General features: G+C 41.2%; 16 protein-coding genes. 4 read left to right on the top strand and 12 right to left on the bottom strand.

Features of this window, described 5'->3' with window-relative positions; all coding sequences use genetic code 11:
- The first annotated feature begins 71 nt into the window (after positions 1–71).
- Entirely contained in the window at positions 72–677 is a 606-nt protein-coding gene (locus HWE15_RS00455; RefSeq protein WP_290505527.1) for an alpha-ketoglutarate-dependent dioxygenase AlkB, read from the top strand.
- A gap of 69 nt (positions 678–746) precedes the next feature.
- Here the strand turns inward: HWE15_RS00455 and msrA are convergent, their stop codons facing one another.
- Positions 747–1,826 carry a peptide-methionine (S)-S-oxide reductase MsrA gene (gene msrA, locus HWE15_RS00450; RefSeq protein WP_290505526.1) on the bottom strand — a complete coding sequence of 360 codons (1,080 nt, stop codon included), beginning with the start codon at positions 1,824–1,826 and terminating at the stop codon, positions 747–749.
- Between the two features lie 211 nt (positions 1,827–2,037).
- Here msrA and HWE15_RS00445 point away from each other — a divergent pair, with 211 nt between their 5' ends.
- Positions 2,038–2,634 (top strand): hypothetical protein, encoded by a 597-nt coding sequence (locus HWE15_RS00445; RefSeq protein WP_290505525.1) that lies wholly within the window; start codon positions 2,038–2,040, stop codon positions 2,632–2,634.
- 28 nt (positions 2,635–2,662) lie between these two features.
- Here HWE15_RS00445 and HWE15_RS00440 read toward each other — a convergent pair whose 3' ends face one another.
- A complete protein-coding gene (locus HWE15_RS00440; protein ID WP_290505524.1) occupies positions 2,663–3,322 on the bottom strand; it encodes a GDSL-type esterase/lipase family protein in 660 nt (219 codons plus the stop codon).
- Between the two features lie 321 nt (positions 3,323–3,643).
- Between HWE15_RS00440 and HWE15_RS00435 the strand changes: the two genes are divergently transcribed.
- Positions 3,644–4,744, top strand: coding sequence for a DUF4407 domain-containing protein (locus HWE15_RS00435; RefSeq protein WP_290505523.1), 1,101 nt, complete (start codon positions 3,644–3,646; stop codon positions 4,742–4,744).
- 1 nt (position 4,745) lies between these two features.
- Here the strand turns inward: HWE15_RS00435 and HWE15_RS00430 are convergent, their stop codons facing one another.
- From HWE15_RS00430 to HWE15_RS00395, 8 genes are all read right to left on the bottom strand, one after another.
- Positions 4,746–5,501, bottom strand: a complete 756-nt coding sequence (locus HWE15_RS00430; protein ID WP_290505522.1) for a DUF5995 family protein — start codon at positions 5,499–5,501, stop codon at positions 4,746–4,748.
- The gene (locus HWE15_RS00425; protein WP_290505521.1) at positions 5,502–6,230 is read right to left on the bottom strand and encodes a VIT1/CCC1 transporter family protein; all 729 of its coding nucleotides are present in this window, start codon (positions 6,228–6,230) and stop codon (positions 5,502–5,504) included. It abuts the gene before it with no gap.
- A 3-nt stretch (positions 6,231–6,233) separates the two neighbouring features.
- Positions 6,234–7,397, bottom strand: coding sequence for a dipeptidase (locus tag HWE15_RS00420; RefSeq protein ID WP_290505520.1), 1,164 nt, complete (start codon positions 7,395–7,397; stop codon positions 6,234–6,236).
- 477 nt (positions 7,398–7,874) lie between these two features.
- On the bottom strand, positions 7,875–8,534 hold the full coding sequence (locus tag HWE15_RS00415; RefSeq protein WP_290505519.1) for a peroxiredoxin: 660 nt from the start codon (positions 8,532–8,534) through the stop codon (positions 7,875–7,877).
- 69 nt (positions 8,535–8,603) lie between these two features.
- Positions 8,604–9,074 carry a c-type cytochrome gene (locus HWE15_RS00410; RefSeq protein WP_290505518.1) on the bottom strand — a complete coding sequence of 157 codons (471 nt, stop codon included), beginning with the start codon at positions 9,072–9,074 and terminating at the stop codon, positions 8,604–8,606.
- A 4-nt stretch (positions 9,075–9,078) separates the two neighbouring features.
- A complete protein-coding gene (locus tag HWE15_RS00405) occupies positions 9,079–9,690 on the bottom strand; it encodes a DUF2202 domain-containing protein (protein WP_290505517.1) in 612 nt (203 codons plus the stop codon).
- A 73-nt stretch (positions 9,691–9,763) separates the two neighbouring features.
- Positions 9,764–10,840, bottom strand: coding sequence for a cytochrome d ubiquinol oxidase subunit II (cydB, locus tag HWE15_RS00400; protein ID WP_290505516.1), 1,077 nt, complete (start codon positions 10,838–10,840; stop codon positions 9,764–9,766).
- A 3-nt stretch (positions 10,841–10,843) separates the two neighbouring features.
- The gene (locus HWE15_RS00395; protein ID WP_290505515.1) at positions 10,844–12,235 is read right to left on the bottom strand and encodes a cytochrome ubiquinol oxidase subunit I; all 1,392 of its coding nucleotides are present in this window, start codon (positions 12,233–12,235) and stop codon (positions 10,844–10,846) included.
- Positions 12,236–12,531: 296 nt separating this feature from the next.
- Between HWE15_RS00395 and HWE15_RS00390 the strand changes: the two genes are divergently transcribed.
- Positions 12,532–13,170 (top strand): Crp/Fnr family transcriptional regulator, encoded by a 639-nt coding sequence (locus HWE15_RS00390; RefSeq protein WP_290505514.1) that lies wholly within the window; start codon positions 12,532–12,534, stop codon positions 13,168–13,170.
- Here HWE15_RS00390 and HWE15_RS00385 read toward each other — a convergent pair.
- Together HWE15_RS00385 and leuS are read right to left on the bottom strand one after the other, a co-directional pair.
- The gene (locus HWE15_RS00385) at positions 13,167–14,195 is read right to left on the bottom strand and encodes a glycosyltransferase family 4 protein (protein ID WP_290505513.1); all 1,029 of its coding nucleotides are present in this window, start codon (positions 14,193–14,195) and stop codon (positions 13,167–13,169) included. The genes HWE15_RS00390 and HWE15_RS00385 overlap by 4 nt on opposite strands.
- An 85-nt stretch (positions 14,196–14,280) precedes the next feature.
- Positions 14,281–17,055: a leucine--tRNA ligase gene (gene leuS / locus HWE15_RS00380; protein WP_290505512.1), complete on the bottom strand. Its 2,775-nt coding sequence runs from the start codon at positions 17,053–17,055 to the stop codon at positions 14,281–14,283.
- Between the last annotated feature and the right edge of the window lie 69 nt (positions 17,056–17,124).

Genomic DNA, 17,124 nt, shown 5'->3' with positions numbered 1-17,124 from the left:
AATAGTCCGATTCATTATCATAGCTAGTAATGAGATTTTAAACTCTCGGTCTAGGACTTGGTTTTCAGTTTATGCAACAGCCAATTTTTGCTCAACCGAACTTTAATCTTCTTCCTCATCATGGGGAAACCGTCTATTTTGAAGGGTTTTTTCCGCAACAAAAGGCAGACTTGTTTTTCAATACGCTCCAAGATACTATCCAATGGAAACAGGAGCCGATTTGGATGTTTGGGAAAAAAGTCATGCAACCCCGCTTGACGGCACTCTATGGTGATCCTGATAAAACCTATTCCTATTCAGGAATTACCATGAAACCCCTTCCTTGGACAGCAGAACTGTTGGAGATTAAGTCTTCGGTGGAAAAATTAACAGCGAAGCCATTTACTCATGTTTTGTTGAATTTATATCGGGACGGTCAGGATAGCATGGGGTGGCATCGAGATAATGAGCCTACACTGGGACCAAATCCAGAAATTGCATCTGTAAGCTTTGGGGCCTCTCGGGTATTCCAGATTCGAAATTATTTTGATAAAAAGGAGAAAATTCAGATTTCCTTGAATCATGGAAGTTTATTGATCATGCGAGGGGAAAGTCAACACTATTGGGAACATCAAATCCCAAAGTCTAAGAAGATTTTTGGAGGGAGAATCAACCTTACTTTTCGTCGTTTAACTTGAGCTAATCAATAAAAAAAGGAAGACTAAAAGCCTTCCTTTTCAACTAAACTGAATCAACAAATAAAGTTTTTAATCCACTAGCCACAGATATTCTCCATAACCTGCTGCTTCCATCTCTGATTTAGGAATAAATTTCATCGCTGCTGAATTCATGCAATATCTTAATCCTGTGGGAGCAGGGCCGTCATAGAAAACGTGTCCCACGTGACTTTTTCCAAGTTTGCTTCGAACTTCCACTCGGGTCATGCCTAGGCTTTTATCAATGGGTTTTTCAAGGAATCGTGCGTCAATTGGTTTCGTAAAGCTTGGCCATCCCGAACCGGATTCATATTTGTCTTTAGAGCTGAAAAGAGGTGCTCCTGAAACGATACAAACATAAATTCCTTCCTCCTTATTCCCGTTGTATTCATTTTGGAAAGCAAATTCCGTGGCATCTTCCATGGTGACTTCGTACTGAAGTGGAGTCAGGTTTTCTTTCAATTCTTTTTTAGAAGGAGCAGGATACTTTTTCGCACTTAGTTCGGGCCAATGCTTTTGGATAAAGGCATCCCGACCACTCCCTTTTCTGTAGGCGTAGTAGTCGGCCGGGTTCTTTTTATAATAATCCTGATGGTATTCCTCTGCCGGATAAAAATTGGTGTATTTAATCACAGGTGTAGCGATTGGCTTCGAAAATCTACCAGACTCATCCAATAGTTTTTTGGATTCCTCGGCTACTTTTTTCTGTTCCGCAGAATGATAAAATATCGCCGATTCGTATTGGGAACCCCGGTCATAAAAAGAACCACCAACATCCGTCGGGTCGAAGGTTTGCCAGAAAATATCTACCAATTCCGAATAACTGATCACTTCCGGATCAAAGGTGATTTGCACTGATTCCCGATGAGAGGTCTTGCCACTGCTTACTTCACCGTAGGTGGGATTTTTTTCTTTTCCGCCTGCATACCCGGAGATCACAGTAATTACCCCATCTAAATCCTCAAAGGGAGCTTCTACACACCAAAAACATCCTCCTGCAAAGGTGGCAAGTTCTGTTCGTCCACTGAATTGGGCTAATTTTTCCGCATCAGACGGAACAATGGATTGTTCGGCTTGATTCTCAGAAGGGCTGCTACACGCGAGAATCAGGCTCAAAATCAAACTATACATAGGTAACTTTTTGATTTTTGAAATTGACATTATTGAATAAAATTTTTCGTGACTTCGAATTTTGGTCTTGAATTTGAACCAATTCATAAACGAATTGGACTGACTTCTGTTTGAATATGGCACTGCAGAAATAGAAAAACCTTCCAATCGGCCTCAAAATGAGGTTTTAATTTGGCTTGAATTTTAGGGCAATAACAAAAAGAAAGGAATTATGAAAAAATCAAAGATAAGTATCATAGCTTTTATAAGTCTTTTTGTCTTTTCTATTCCCGGGTTTTCCCAGCAAGGTTCGGGCTTAGGCTTGAAATTTGGAACGAATTACAATACCTCTGGTAAGTACTTTCGAGACCTTGGAAAGGTTTGGGAGGATCCTTTGGGCAATGTCGGCTATCATGCCGGACTTTTTTACACCATGAACTCCTATGATATTTACTTAAGACCTGAGTTAGTATATACTGAGACGCGTTTTCAGACTCTTAATGGCGAGGCTTTTTCCAAACGGATTGATGTCCCAGTTCTTGTTGGGATACGTCTTTTTCAAGTTCTCACGGCCTTTGGTGGGCCCTCTGCTCATTACACACTAAAGGATAATTTTCTGCCATCACAGGTGGATGAGTTCAATAAACGGCTTCGATTAGGATATCAATTTGGATTAGGCGTGGCAATCGGACCTTTAGGCTTGGATCTTCGATATGAACGAGAATTCAATGATCAAAAAATCAACTTGGAGCGAATCCTAGGTCAAGACCGAAGCTTCCGTTCCCAACAAATTGTGTTGGCTGTTTCCTTGCGGATTTTTGGCCCATGATTATCGATAAAGTATTCCTAAGTCTGTATTATTTCTTTGGGAAATAGTTTCCAAAAACCTTTTTCCAAAGGTCATATCCCTCTTTATTCATGTGTAATTGATCTTCAATGAAGATCGTTGAAATGGGTTTCCCTTGCTCATTGAGCATGATGTTCCAGACATCTACGAATTCCACTCCTTCCTTTTTTTCACAGTAGGCTTTCATTACCTCGTTTAATTTTAAGTAGTTTTCTTTTTTATCCCAACGGGAAGGGCTGGGCTTGGCACTGATTAAAAAAACCTGCGTGGCTGGATCCACTACCTGAATCCGCAAGACGATTTGTTCCAAATCCCCCATGATTTCTTCCGGGCTCAACCCAGCTTGAATATCATTGTCTCCTTCATAAATAAATACGCGTGCCGGTTTAAACTGAAGGACCAAAGGGTAAAGATGTCTTTTTAAGTCTGAGGCTTTGGAACCTCCAAAGCCAGTATTGAGGATGGGATACTCCCGAAAATCGGTCTGCAAACTTTCCCAAAGCCGAATAGAAGAACTGCCAGTGAATAAGGTGCTTCCAACTTGATACCCTTCCCGTTTGATTCGTTGGGTAATTTCCTTGACCTCACTTTCGAAAGGTACTTCTTGGGCGAAGGATGTCGCAGTAAATCCCAAAAGGATTAGAATGAATAGAAAGGCTGCTTTTTTCATTTATCTATATTTTGCTTTAAGCGGTCAGGTGGAATCTCTCATGGTTTTCAATCATCTCACCATGTGTTGTCCTTAATAGGATCAAACTCGATTTAATGAAATCAAACATAAATCAAAATTTGACTGAACCAAAACCGCTCATCCTCTGAACGAAACCGAACAACCCGAACAGAATTCAATTTTGTTCTTTCCAGCTTTTTATCCCTAAAAAATGCCTTTCCGTCCCAAAATGCCTCAATTTGGCTCAAGGTCAAGATTTTGGTATCCAATTAGATGCATTTGAGCGTTAGTCTACTAGTCCAATCACCAAATTCTACTCCTATGAATTCACTTACCCGATTTTTCTGGTTTTGCAGCGGTGCAAATTTTTCCATTTTGAAACGCACTCCCACTGAATCCAATAAATATGTCGGAATCGGAGCTACTGTTTTTTTTACGGGTGTTTTAGCTGCTTTAGCAGCAGGTTATGCCTTGTTTACAATATTCCAATCTATTTGGCCCGCCATCGGTTTTGGGCTTCTTTGGGGCTTGATGATTTTTAATCTAGACCGGTTTATCGTTTCCAGTATGCGAAAAAAGGGAAGGGCATGGGCCGAGTGGAAATTAGCAATTCCTCGTTTGGTTCTGGCCGTATTACTTGCTTTGGTTATATCGAAGCCTTTGGAATTGAAAATGTTTGAGCGGGAGATTAATCGAAAATTGGATGAGAAAAAGACAGAATTCATTGCTCTGTCAAAAGCTAATCTGGCCAAAGGTTTCCCGGAAATTCAGGAGCTGGAGGCGAAGATTGATACGCTAAAAAGGGAAGTGGAAGAGGCGGAAACTTTTCGGGATAAACTCCAAAAAGAATATGATGCGGAACGGTTTGGAGAGAAAACGGCAAGCACTAGTGGGATTGTAGGCTTGGGGACCAATGCCAAAAAGAAAGAACAGCAATTGGATGCGGCGCAGTTGGCATTAAATTCATTAAGAGAAAGGAATCAAGTGAGAATCGACACATTGGAAGCACAAATCCGGGATTTTATGGCTTTGCGCCAGCAGGAATTTGAAAAGCAGCAACCCGGAATAGAAGGCTTTGATGGCTTAGCGGCACGGATGGATGCATTGGCTACCTTGACGGAGGAGAGTGCTGCCATGGGATTGGCGAATGTGTTTATCATGCTTTTGTTTATTGCTATCGAGACTGCTCCAATTTTTGTTAAACTGATTTCTCTTCGGGGTCCCTATGATGAATTATTGGAATTGCATGAGGATCAAGTGAAGCTTTTCAAAAGTGAAAAATGGACCTTTGCAAAAGGTGAATCGGAGGCTCGGGTTGATTATTTTCAGGGGACGCACTTTTATGCCATGCAGTTGAAAAAAGAAAGGACCAATCACAAGAATGAACTTGAAACAAAAAAAGAAATGGAAGAAATGAATTGAATCAGTCCTTTTTTGGAAGCATTAAGTCCAGTTGATTCATGGTTTTGCTGACAGATTTCCATTCTGCAAAACCTATGATTCGGATTAGGAATTTCAGGAATTTTCCAGGTTTGATCAGTTTTTGGGCTAGTTCTGCAATTTTTTTGTCTCGATTTTCGATTTCACTAGGTTGATCAAGGGAAGTATGGTATTCGTTCGCGTATTTCCAGGCACCATCCCGGGCAAGTTGGATGGAGAAGTTTAGAAGCAGTTCATCTTTCCCTTTTGCAAGGGGAATTAACCAACCAAAAATGGGAGAAACTGTACTGATGTTTGCCTTAACATCATCGACTAATTCAGAAAGTAGGGAATTGATTTGATCAAAATCCGCTTTTATTCCAGCCAAATCCTTTCCCTTCATAGTTTCGGATGCTGCAATTCCCAAGTCCAAATTAATGTGAGCATTGATCCCCAAAAATAAATGCTGTAAGACCAGATGCTTGGAGTTTTTGCTTGCTTCAAAAGTAACTTTCCAACTTTCGGTAGGGTCCTTTCCTGATTTCCATTGGTCATAGGCATCGATAAAACGCTTCGCAAAAAGTACATCCAGAACCTCCATGCGTTCGTTGTCCTCAAATTCTCCTGCCAGAATTCCATCTCGGACTCTTCGGGTCACTTGTCGGTACAAAATGGTGAAATAACCGATTCTACTTTGGTTCTTCTCGCATTCCTCGGCAATGTTATTCAATCGGTTTAAGACTTCTTGAATGCTTGTCATTTACTTTTTGATAAAAAATCCTTCCAAAATATCTCCAACATAAAAGGCCACCAATGCTGCTAAAAATCCAAGTGCTAAGGTCTCCGTAATACTTCTCAACGGGGAGGTTTGGTTTACCCAACTTTTCATCCAACCGATTAAAATAAAGGCTAATCCCGTCAGAATGCTTGTGAATAAAAAGATGTTTTTTTCGATTTGGCTGAAAAAATCAATCAGATAAACCAAAAGGGGGATGAAACCTACCATTATGAAAGAGATCAAAGTAGCAAGTCCAATTTTAAATGGGCTTTTATTGTCCTGCATCATCTCCAATTCATCTTTCATCATTTCCGCTACCCAGAGGTCTTTATCGGAGCAAATTTGATCAACTACTTGCTCCAAAAGTTCTCCCTTAAATCCTTTGGCAGCATAAATTACCCGGATCTCTTCCCGTTCCATATGGGGAAGATTTTCCACTTCCCAATACTCAATTTTTTCGTGCTTTTTGAAATTTTCCCGTTCAGACTTAGCTGAAAGGTAAGCTCCTACCGACATTGAAAATCCATCGGCAAGCAAGTTTGCAAATCCCAAGATGATGATGATACCAGTATCTAAATTTGCTCCGAATCCTCCAGCTACGACGGCAAAGGTGGTTACAGCACCATCAATTCCGCCATAGACGAATTCCCGAAGGTATTCCTGTATTTTCCCAAATTGTTGGGAAGAATGATGGAGAGACTCTTCTTTCATGTTTTATTTTAAGTTTTTAAGAAAAAAGTTTTTCACGTTTTCACCCATAACCGCCCGGATTTCTTCTTCACTAAATCCGGCTTCCATTAAGCCTTCTGCGATAAGGGGTAATCCGGTAATGTCGAAAGGAACTGCTACTGAGCCATCATAATCAGAGCCCAGGGCTACATATTCTATTCCTACCAAATCACGTATATGTTTGATAGAGGCGATAATATTTGGGAGTTCTGGCGTTCCGACTGCCATATCAAAAAAGGCAATGCCGATGATTCCTCCATTTGCCGCTATTTTTTGAATTTGTTCGTCACTAAGGTTTCGTTGGGAATCCAAAACAGCCCGGACACCCGTATGAGAAACCATTACCGGTTCGGTTGAAAGTTCCAGTACATCGGATACAATTGCTGGAGAAGCATGTGCCAAATCGATGAAAATTCCCAGTTCATTCATTTTTCGGATGACTTCCTTTCCAAAGGTGGACAGGCCTTCTCCACTTTCACCATGAGCAGAACCGCCTAATTCATTATCAAAGAAATGTGTGGGGCCAATCATTCGGATTCCAGCCTCGTACACCTTGTCTAAATTATCCAAGCTTCCTTCTAATGCATGCGCACCTTCTATTCCCAACATTGCTCCGATAACTTCAGGGTCTGTCTTCCTTTTTTCAATAAGTTCTTCTAAATCTGCTTTACTTTTCACCAAAATTGCTTCGCCATTTTCTTTCGCTACGAAGCCTTCCAGGGCTTGGGCTTGAGAAAGGGTCCGATTGATTAAGCTAAACCAATTCAAAGGGCTTTCCCCTTTTGCGATAGTCAGCGGTGTGATGTTGTCAAAGGTGTCCTCACTGTTTTTCTGCATATTTTGCCCAGCTGGAGACTTGGAAACAATGGTGAACATTTCAAGGCTTACATGAGCCTCGCGCATCCTTGGGAAATCCACATGTCCTCGATCTCCCCGTTTGGTCAAGTCCCTTCCCCACAACAAGGCGTCGCAATGAAGGTCTGAAATAAAGTCTAAACGATTATAAAGAGCCTGTGCTTCTGGAGATACTTCATAAGGCGAATCCATTTTTACAGGATTTCGCTCTGATTCGATGTAGGAGGGGACTGTATTGATCCCTATCAGGTAAATCACGAAAAGAATTACCAAGAAAATCAGTACTTTTTTCATATGCTGGGTGTTTCAAGCATAAGTTAAGAAAGTTCTTCCACATGGATTTGGGAAGTAGGGATGGGATAAAGAATTTTTTATAAAAAGTATGGAAAAATATTTTTCTGAATTTGGAATAATCACTTCTCTTTTTGTATGTTTAAGAAATTTTGGTGATCAAAAATTTAATTCATAATTGAAATCTCCAAAGTTTATTTGGTTTTACTTAATCAACAATAGACCCGTAAAAGAAGCCTGTTTTTAAAAACAGGCTTTCTTTTTTTATTGGTTTTTCGGACGTTTTTGTTGATCTGTAAAAAGCTGGTTTAAATTCTCACCTAATATTTCAAATTTTTTGTAAAAAGTAAGAAAACCGGTTACTGGCTATTTTTGAAATTTTGTTTCAGGAACAAGATGAAATACTTCCAATATCAAAAAAACCTCCCCGAAAATTCGGAGAGGCTTTCTCATCAATTAACCCTTTAATCCAAAAAATATCTATGCTTCTGGCAAATCTTTTTTCGCCAGGTAGAAGTCAACCATTTCGTAGTCACTAGCTTCTCGTTCTTTCATCTCTTCTACTGTTTTTGGTGGAGGAACGATCGCTTTTTCGCCTGGAGTCCAGTTCAATGGAAGGGCTACCTTGTATTTATCAGCTGTTTGAAGTGAGATCAATGCTCGCTTGATCTCATCCATGTTTCTTCCCACGTTTAATGGGTAGTACATGATCAATCTGATTTTTCCACTTGGATCGATGAAGAAAACCGCTCGAACAGCAGCAGTTTCACTTTCTCCAGGCTGAAGCATTCCGTACAACTTGGAAACACTCATGTCGATGTCCGCGATGATGGGGAACTCGAACAATACTCCCGTATTTTTCTTCACATTGTTTACCCATGCGATGTGTGCATGAATAGAGTCAATGCTCAATCCAATTAATTTGGTGCCTCGCTCATCAAAGAATTTTTGGTCCAAAGCAAAACCGCTCATCTCTGTGGTACAAACTGGTGTGAAGTCAGCTGGGTGAGAGAAAAGAATGGTCCAGCTATCTTTGATGTATTCGGAAAATTTTATTTTTCCAGTGGTAGTCATTGCTTCGAAATCGGGCGCTTGGTCTCCGATTCTTGGCATTGTGAATTGTTCGTTTTCAGTATTCATTGTGTTATCGATTTTGTTATTTGATAGAACAAATCTAATTCAGTTCTAGGGCTTCAATCGTGACCTTGGTCACTCCCGAGGGCTTTCAGATCCATTTTTATGATTGTCTTTTTCTATGTGCCATGCAGGATTTTCGATCTCGTTTTCATAGATGAAATTGACGATTTTTTCTAGGTCCGAATCCGAAATCATAGGCTTGGGCATCAGTCCAAACCGCTTGATTGGACCTTTCATCAGAGCTTTCTCTTCATTTGGGTTTTGTACGAAGTTTGTGACAGCTTTAGTGAAGGATTCCTTTTCTGGATACGCTTTCAAGTAATGATTTTTTACACCCCAAAGTGGAGGGGCGATGATCTCATCATGGGATTTTGACTTCGGGTTGTGGCAGGTGTAGCAATGCTTTTCCAACAAAACCAACCCTCCCTCTTGAAGAGCAAGACCTTGAGATATAGTTGGCTGAACTGTAACCTGATGTTTTTTTTCTTCGGCTCTCCATGAGAAGCTAAGGAAAATTAAAACGGTAAGAAGGATTTGATTCATGGGATTAGTTTGATTGGCAGCTCGTCCTTGCGGAGTTGATGATGGTGTCGAATTCTGTCTGACTGATATATGTTGGGGTATAGTCCAATTCTAAGAGACTGGCCTGATTGTAAAAAGACCGCATATGATTTTCAGACCCACATTGGAGTTGTGAATAGACATTGATAATAGCCGACTGTTTAGTCTCAGCCATAGCCATTTCAAGATCGAGAATGTCCATGTCCTCAATGAGTAATCCTACCAAAATCGCTTCTTCTAGTGATTGATCGACTCTTGCAATGAGTTCCTCATAAAGTTGAAGCAGATTCGGATCGGTGAATTGACCGAGAACGGTGCTGCCGGAAAGTGGGTCTGCCACCGAATAGGAATTCATTAAGTTGAGGACGGATGTTACATGTTGAGATTCACTATTCGCAATGTTTTGAAAAACCTGTAAACCGTGAACCTGAAATGCATACAGATATACATCATGAGCTAGTTTTTCTTCTTCTCTGGTAAATAGAAGAGAGGCCAGTTCTGCATCGTTAAGTACAGGATTTGTACTTGGGGTTTCCGATTCTTGGCAGCCACTAAGGCTAACCAAAAGAATCAAAAAGGGTATTAAGAGCTTTTTCATGATTCTAAATAAAGACTTATGAAAATTGCTCCTAATTCCATCAATATGCTGTGATTTTTCTCACGCAGGAATGTTAATAACTGTTTTCATCCAACTTGACTTTCCCTCGATAAGTCCAATAAATAATGACGGTGTAGGAAACAACGAATGGAAGTCCGAAAGCAGCTAAAATTGCCATTGTTTTTAAGGTGTATTGGGAGGAAGCGGCGTTGTAAATGTCTAAATTGAAGGCTGGGTCCAAATTAGAAACCATCAAGTTTGGAAAGATCCCAAGAGCAAAAAGCATGACGATTGCTCCAATCATACTGGCTGATGAAATAAAGGTCCAGCCAAAGTTCCCTTTTGCCAAGGTTCTCGGAATATTGGCAATCGCTAGGATATTCAAGAAAACCACCGTCCAGGCAAAAATGGAAATCAACGTTTGATGATTTTCCACCAACTCATGCTTATTTCCAGGAAGGTCAATTTGGCCAAAGGAAAAATTAGCGATCATCTCCGGTTTCATGTATAGGGTCAAACCTGAGAAAATCAGATAGAAGATCACAAAAATCCAATAATTGGTTTTGATCCATCCCTGAATTTGTTTTTGGAGCTCGCCTTCGGTTTTCATATTAAGATAGATTGCTCCATGCAATGCAAACATGGACAAAGCAAAGAAAGCTGCAGCCAAAGAATAAGGGTTGACAAGGTCAAAGAAGTTACCTTGGTATTCCATGTCACTACCAATGCGGAACCCTATGACCACATTTCCAATCGCAATTCCAAAGAGAAGAGCAGCTGAAATGGAACCTAGGCTAAATCCCCAATCCCAGAAATTTCGCCAGCGAGGATTTTCTTCTTTAGATCGGAACTCAATGGAAACCGCCCGAAAAATCAAGGCTACCAACAATAGCATGAAGGGAAGGTAAAAGCTGGAAAAGGCGGTTGCGTAGACATTAGGGAAAGCCGCAAAAAGCGCACCCCCTGCGGTAATCAGCCAAACTTCATTTCCATCCCAAACCGGGCCAATGGCATTCATTAAAATACGGCGGTTATGATCTCCTTTGCTTCGTAGATGCAAAATTCCCACACCCAAATCGAAGCCGTCCAAGATGGCATACCCGATGAGAAGTACTCCTACCAATATGTACCAGACAATGTTAAAGTCCATAGCTTAATGTGATTTAATTGCATCCATACGTTCTGATTTTTTCTTGAAGCCTGCCTCAACCGCAGCCAGATGTTCGGGGCCGTGTTTGATCTCACGATCAAGGACATAGAGCCAGACAAAAAAGAGCAGAACATAAACCAGTAAAAACAAGATTAGGGAGATCATAACTTCCGGAGCGGAAATAGATTTTGAGACTCCTTCGCTTGTACGAAGAAGTCCTTGCACTATCCATGGTTGTCTTCCCCTTTCTGCTGAAAGCCACCCCAATTGATTGGCAACAACGGGTAAAGCCACTGCAGGGATATATAGTTTAATCAACCATGCCCAACTTGGAGTAAAGAGTTTTTTCTTCCAAAGTAAGAACAAACTTAGAAGGGTAGCCCCAATAAATAGCATTCCTAAGGCAACCATGAGATGGTAACTTTGAAAGACACTGTTTACTGCCGGCCAGTCTTCTTCTGGAAATTCTTCGAGACCTTTCACCTCACCTTCAAAATCTCCATGCACCAAAAAGCTGAGCATTCCCGGGATGGCGATACCCGATGTTTCTCTCGTTTCCGGATCTGTCCAACCAAATAAATATAAAGGAGCATTGGTTTGCGTTTCATAGAGGCCTTCAAAGGCAGCTAATTTTGCGGGCTGCCATTCCTCTACCACTTTGGCGTGATCGTGTCCCACAAGTGGCTGGGCTAAAGAGGCGATGGCTGCCAATCCAAGTGCAATGGCAAAAGATTTTTGTGCGAACTCAATATTTTTCTTTTTGATCAGGTAGTAAGCGGAAACACTCATCACCAAAAATGCGCCTTGGATCCATGCACCCAAAATCACGTGAGTGAACCGAACCATGGAAGAAGGGTTGAATATCATTTCCCAGAAGTCGGTAATGACTGCTCTTCTAATTCCATAATCGACCACAATCTCAAAAGCCACAGGCGTCTGTTGCCAGCTGTTTGCCACCACGATCCAAAATCCTGATAACATACTTCCCAAAGCGACCATGATGGTAGAAAATAAGTGCATGCCCGGCTTCACACGATTCCATCCAAACAATAAGATTGCGAGAAAGCCGGATTCAAGGAAAAAGGCAAAGATTCCTTCAGCAGCTAGTGGTGAACCAAAAATATCTCCTACAAAACGAGAATAGGTGGACCAGTTTGTTCCAAACTCGAATTCCATCACAATTCCGGATGCTACTCCTACAGAGAAATTTGCCGCAAAAATCTTAATCCAAAACCGGGTGATTTTTTCATAGATTTTTTTCTTGGTAATTAAAAACAAGGATTCATAAACCACCAATAGTAATCCCAATCCTATACTGAAGGGAGGGAAGATGTAATGAAACATGATGGTAAAGGCAAATTGAATCCGCGATAGCAATTCTACATCCCAGTTCATAGGGTTTGTTTTTTTGAGTTTCGGTAAATGAGAAATGTGATCAAAATGAAGAGTAATCCCGTAAAAATTTTCAGCAGTTTGGTTGTGTCAAATCCTATAAGCTGTTCTGGAAGAAATGGAATTTTAGAAACTATTCTAAAAAGTAACATAAGTCCTAGACCAAGGAGGAAAAGTTGTTGAGCTTTGGATTTAATCATTTTCCAATCAGTTTTGGAGAAAACATTTTCAAAATTACCTTTCGAAAAAAAGAAAAAGGTGATTGATGTCACCTTTTCATTTAACAAAGAAATTCGTTCATGAAAAAAGAAATTGGACAATACCTCGAGCTTTGCTTCCCGGATTTTGAGCAAGGATTGAAGGATGAAATTTTAGCGATTGCAGATTTGCAGTTGTTGCCTCCGGATACCTTGATGATGGATATCGGACAAAAAGTAGAAATTATCCCGCTGATTGTTTCGGGTCAGGTGAAGGTGTTCCGCGAAGATGAGGATGATCATGAATTGTTTCTATACTATTTGGGTCCTGGTGAAGCTTGTGCCATTACCATGATTTGCTCCGCGCGGGAAGGGTATTCCAAGATAAAAGCGATTCCTGAAGAAGAATCAAGGATTATCTCCGTTCCGATTTCTAAGTTGGATGAGTGGATGCCTAAATACAAGTCTTGGTATTATTTCGTCATGGATACCTACCAAGATCGATTTGAGGAATTATTGAAGGTGGTCGATGGCATTGCCTTCCATCGCATGGATGAACGTTTGTTGGAATATTTGGAGAAAAATGCTGCCGCGAGCCAAAGCTCCATTATTCATAAAACCCATCAGCAAATAGCACAGGAGCTAAATTCCAGCCGAGAGGTGATTACTCGCTTGTTAAAAAAGCTGGAGCAGCGAGGCGTGGTTCGAGTGAATCGAAATCAGATAGAATTGCTTGTTTAAGCAAATCTCAAGGCCTTTAAAAGGGCCTTTTTTCGTTTTTCAAAGGCGAAGTTTCGGAAAACTCGGCCCGAGGCTTTTTTGGATAATTCTGCAAGATCCTTTGTTCCTAATTCTTCAATGATTTTTTCTAAAAGTCGGGTGTTTTTTTCTTTCAGTATAGACCCGCATTCATCAATAATTTCAGGAATGGCTCCAACTGCCGAGCCTATGGGAATACAGCCACAAGTCATGGCTTCTCCCAGTGCATTTGGAAAACCTTCGGAGGTAGAGAGCTGAAGATAGAATTGATGGCTGTTATAAAGTTCTAAAAGTTCGTTTGACCTGGTCTTTCCCACAACCTGCACATTAGGATTCGAAGAAATATAATTGGAGTCACCCACCAAGGTGAAACTCCATTCAGGATGGTTTTTTGCTAATTCTTCGATCAAATCATAACCTTTTACAATTGCACGGGAAGGATTTGAAGTGCCTGTAGCGACAGAAATAAAGCTGAATGGTTTCCGCTCTTTTCCCAAATCTCTCCAGAAATCCGTGTCAAAGCCATTTGGGATGACTTTTATTGGGGTTTTCAAATCTGGAATCAAATTCAACAAACCTTGATTCGGAGAAATGCGGGGATCGTAGGTATAATCTTGCTTGACCAAAGCCTCTGCGACAGGCAATATGAGGGAGCAGTTTTTAAAGGAATAGACGGTGGCTTTTCGTAGCCATTTCTTTCGAAAATTTCCATAGCCAATTTCCGGCATGTTGATACAGTCCGTACCTCCGGCTTGAATGGTGCATTTTTTCCCAAATATCCTTGCAAACCATACGGGAAGGACGCTATGGTAGCCTCCAAAAAAACAGAGGTATTGACTGGTTCTGGGTAAAAACCAAAGCAATTGGAAAAACTGGAGGACAAAGAAAAAGGGAAGAAAAAGGGGCTTGTTGGTGAAAACAAGGGGTTTGATTTTTTCAATGGGGCGAATCATTTCCAGATCCCTTTCGATAAAGGCCGTATGGACTGGAAATGTGTAAATGATCATGGGTTGAAAAATTGGATAAGCTAAAGTACGCCCTAAAATGAAAAAGGGGAAACCAAGCTTCCCCTTCTTTATCAATTCTTCTTGATTAGATTACCAGGTTCACGATTTTACCAGGAACGACAATCACCTTTTTCGGAGCTTTTCCCTCCAACCATTTTTGGACGGTGGCATCTGCCAAAGCTGCTTTTTCAATATCCACTTTATTCATATCCAAAGGCAAGGATACTTTTGAGCGCATTTTACCATTGATCATGATTGGATATTCAAAATTGCTTTCTACCAAATATTCCTCTTTAAATTCGGGGAATTGAGCTGTGGTAACAGATGTCAAATGGCCTAGCAAGGACCAAAGCTCTTCTGCAATATGAGGAGCATAGGGAGAAATCAAAACAGCCAATGGCTCCAGTACTTCGCGTTTGTTGCATTTCAAGGCAGTGAGCTCATTAACACAGATCATGAAACTCGACACTGAGGTGTTGAAGGAATAATTTGCCATGTCTTCCTCCATTTTTTTGATGGCTTTATGAAGAGCTTTGAGTTCTTCTTTGCTGGCCTTATTATCAGAAACAGCGAATTCGCCTGAAGCATTGTGGTAAAGGTTCCAAAGCTTTCTTAAGAATTTGAATACCCCATCAATTCCATTTGTATTCCATGGTTTGAATTGCTCCAAAGGCCCCAAGAACATCTCGTAAAGTCTAAGGGTGTCGGCACCATAGCGTTCAATGATGTCATCCGGATTAACCACGTTGTACTTGGATTTGGACATTTTTTCTACCTCGGCACCGCAGATGTATTTGCCATCTTCCAGAATGAATTCAGCATCCGCCAGATCCGGTCTCCAAGCTTTGAATTTATCCAAATTCAACTGATCATTGTAGACAATATTCACGTCGACGTGCATGGCTGATGTGTCATATTGATCCTTCAATCCATGAGATACAAAGGTGTTGGTTCCCTTAACTCGATACACAAAATTGGATCGACCTTGGATCATTCCTTGGTTGATCATTTTTTGGAAGGGCTCATCGATGCTCACCGCACCAATGTCATACAAAAACTTCGTCCAGAAGCGTGAATACAACAAGTGACCGGTAGCATGCTCCGATCCTCCAATGTATAAATCTACCGCACCCCAATAGTCGGTTTTAGCTTTGTCTGCGAAAACCTGATCATTTTTAGGATCCATGTAACGGAAGAAGTACCAGCTAGATCCTGCCCAACCCGGCATGGTGGATAGTTCCAAAGGATATTCGCCATCTTCAGTTTTGTATGTCCAGTTTTTAGCACGGCCTAGTGGAGGCTCTCCATCTTCGGTTGGTAAATATTTATCAACTTCCGGTAAAACCAACGGAAGATCTTTTTCATCGATCAAATAGGGCAAGCCATCCTTGAAGTAAACGGGAAGCGGTTCTCCCCAATAGCGCTGACGAGTGAAAATTGCATCTCGCATACGGTATTGGATTTTTCCTTTACCAATTCCTTTTTCTTCCAAAAATTCAATGCATTTCTGCATAGCTTCTTTCATGTATAATCCTGAAATGAAGCCAGAATTGATAATCAGCCCACCTTTACCTGGGAAAGATCCATTTTCCATGGAACCTTCGATCACCTGTCTGATTTCCAAGCCAAAGTGTTTTGCGAAATTATAATCGCGTTCATCATGAGCCGGTACGGCCATCACAGCACCTGTTCCATATCCTGCCAAAACATAATCAGCTACCCAAATCTGAATTTCTTCTCCATTGAATGGGTTGATCGCGTAAGAACCTGTAAACGCACCGGAAATGGTTTTTACATCACTCATTCGCTCACGCTCAGAGCGGTTTTTAGCTACTTCGATATAAGCTTCGGCGGTTTCTCGCTGATCATCAGTAACCAGCTCAGCAGCCAAATCTGATTCAGGTGCCAAAGCCAAATAAGTCACCCCGAAAATCGTATCAACTCGAGTAGTGAAGACTTTGATTTTCTTATCAGATCCTTTGACTTCGAAAAGAACCTCGGCACCGATGGACTTTCCGATCCAGTTGCGCTGCATTTCTTTGATAGGCTCGGACCAATCTACTTTTTCCAAGCCCTGAAGCAAGCGATCGGCATAAGCAGTAATCCGCATGGACCATTGCATCATTTTCTTACGCTCTACTGGATGTCCTCCTCTTTCAGAAAATCCGTCTTTTACTTCATCATTGGAAAGTACAGTACCCAAAGCTGGACACCAGTTGACAGTCGTCTCAGCCAAGTAGGTGAGACGGTATCGTAGCAACATTTCCTGCTTTTCTTTTTCAGAGAAGTCATTCCATTCTGTTGCGCTAAAAATTGGTGTTTCATCATCATGAATTGCCTTTAATTTGGAATTTCCTTCTTTTTCAAATCGGGAAACCAAGGAGTCGATGGGCATAGCTTTATCAGCTTCCAAATCATAATAGCTGTTGAAAAGCTGCATGAAGATCCACTGGGTCCACTTGTAATAAGATGGATCCGAAGTACGAACTTCCCGGTCCCAGTCAAAGGCAAAGCCGATATTTTTCAACTGTTCTGTATAGCGGGCGATATTTTGCTCCGTAGTTACAGCTGGGTGCTGACCGGTTTGGATAGCATATTGCTCTGCAGGCAACCCGAAGGAATCATAGCCCATGGGATGAAGGACATTGAATCCTTTGAGCATTTTGAATCGACTGACAATGTCTGATGCAATGTAACCCAGCGGATGGCCTACATGAAGTCCGGCGCCAGAAGGATAGGGAAACATGTCCAGGGAATAAAACTTTGGCCGATTAGGGTCTACTTCGGCTTTAAATGTGCCTTTTTCTTTCCAATAGCTTTGCCACTTTTGCTCGATATCCCTGAAATTATATTCCGCCATGATTGATGAATTCTTGATTTTTTAGCTAACAGCCTGCAAAAATAGAAAAATAAGACGGCTTTGGTAGCC

The sequence above is a fragment of the Algoriphagus sp. genome (assembly GCF_013373065.1).
In the GTDB taxonomy this organism is placed as follows: domain Bacteria; phylum Bacteroidota; class Bacteroidia; order Cytophagales; family Cyclobacteriaceae; genus Algoriphagus.
This window is presented reverse-complemented; position numbering and strand designations above follow the sequence as displayed.

What these genes read in the sequence shown, in the direction of transcription:
- leuS (WP_290505512.1), bottom strand. Translation starts at nt 17,055, where the DNA reads ATGGCGGAATATAATTTCAGGGATATCGAGCAAAAGTGGCAAAGCTAT.
- HWE15_RS00420 (WP_290505520.1), bottom strand. Translation starts at nt 7,397, where the DNA reads ATGAAAAAAGTACTGATTTTCTTGGTAATTCTTTTCGTGATTTACCTG.
- HWE15_RS00390 (WP_290505514.1), top strand. Translation starts at nt 12,532, where the DNA reads ATGAAAAAAGAAATTGGACAATACCTCGAGCTTTGCTTCCCGGATTTT.
- HWE15_RS00425 (WP_290505521.1), bottom strand. Translation starts at nt 6,230, where the DNA reads ATGAAAGAAGAGTCTCTCCATCATTCTTCCCAACAATTTGGGAAAATA.
- HWE15_RS00445 (WP_290505525.1), top strand. Translation starts at nt 2,038, where the DNA reads ATGAAAAAATCAAAGATAAGTATCATAGCTTTTATAAGTCTTTTTGTC.
- HWE15_RS00395 (WP_290505515.1), bottom strand. Translation starts at nt 12,235, where the DNA reads ATGAACTGGGATGTAGAATTGCTATCGCGGATTCAATTTGCCTTTACC.
- HWE15_RS00440 (WP_290505524.1), bottom strand. Translation starts at nt 3,322, where the DNA reads ATGAAAAAAGCAGCCTTTCTATTCATTCTAATCCTTTTGGGATTTACT.
- HWE15_RS00430 (WP_290505522.1), bottom strand. Translation starts at nt 5,501, where the DNA reads ATGACAAGCATTCAAGAAGTCTTAAACCGATTGAATAACATTGCCGAG.
- HWE15_RS00385 (WP_290505513.1), bottom strand. Translation starts at nt 14,195, where the DNA reads ATGATCATTTACACATTTCCAGTCCATACGGCCTTTATCGAAAGGGAT.
- HWE15_RS00405 (WP_290505517.1), bottom strand. Translation starts at nt 9,690, where the DNA reads ATGAAAAAGCTCTTAATACCCTTTTTGATTCTTTTGGTTAGCCTTAGT.
- HWE15_RS00410 (WP_290505518.1), bottom strand. Translation starts at nt 9,074, where the DNA reads ATGAATCAAATCCTTCTTACCGTTTTAATTTTCCTTAGCTTCTCATGG.
- cydB (WP_290505516.1), bottom strand. Translation starts at nt 10,840, where the DNA reads ATGGACTTTAACATTGTCTGGTACATATTGGTAGGAGTACTTCTCATC.
- msrA (WP_290505526.1), bottom strand. Translation starts at nt 1,826, where the DNA reads ATGTATAGTTTGATTTTGAGCCTGATTCTCGCGTGTAGCAGCCCTTCT.
- HWE15_RS00415 (WP_290505519.1), bottom strand. Translation starts at nt 8,534, where the DNA reads ATGAATACTGAAAACGAACAATTCACAATGCCAAGAATCGGAGACCAA.
- HWE15_RS00435 (WP_290505523.1), top strand. Translation starts at nt 3,644, where the DNA reads ATGAATTCACTTACCCGATTTTTCTGGTTTTGCAGCGGTGCAAATTTT.
- HWE15_RS00455 (WP_290505527.1), top strand. Translation starts at nt 72, where the DNA reads ATGCAACAGCCAATTTTTGCTCAACCGAACTTTAATCTTCTTCCTCAT.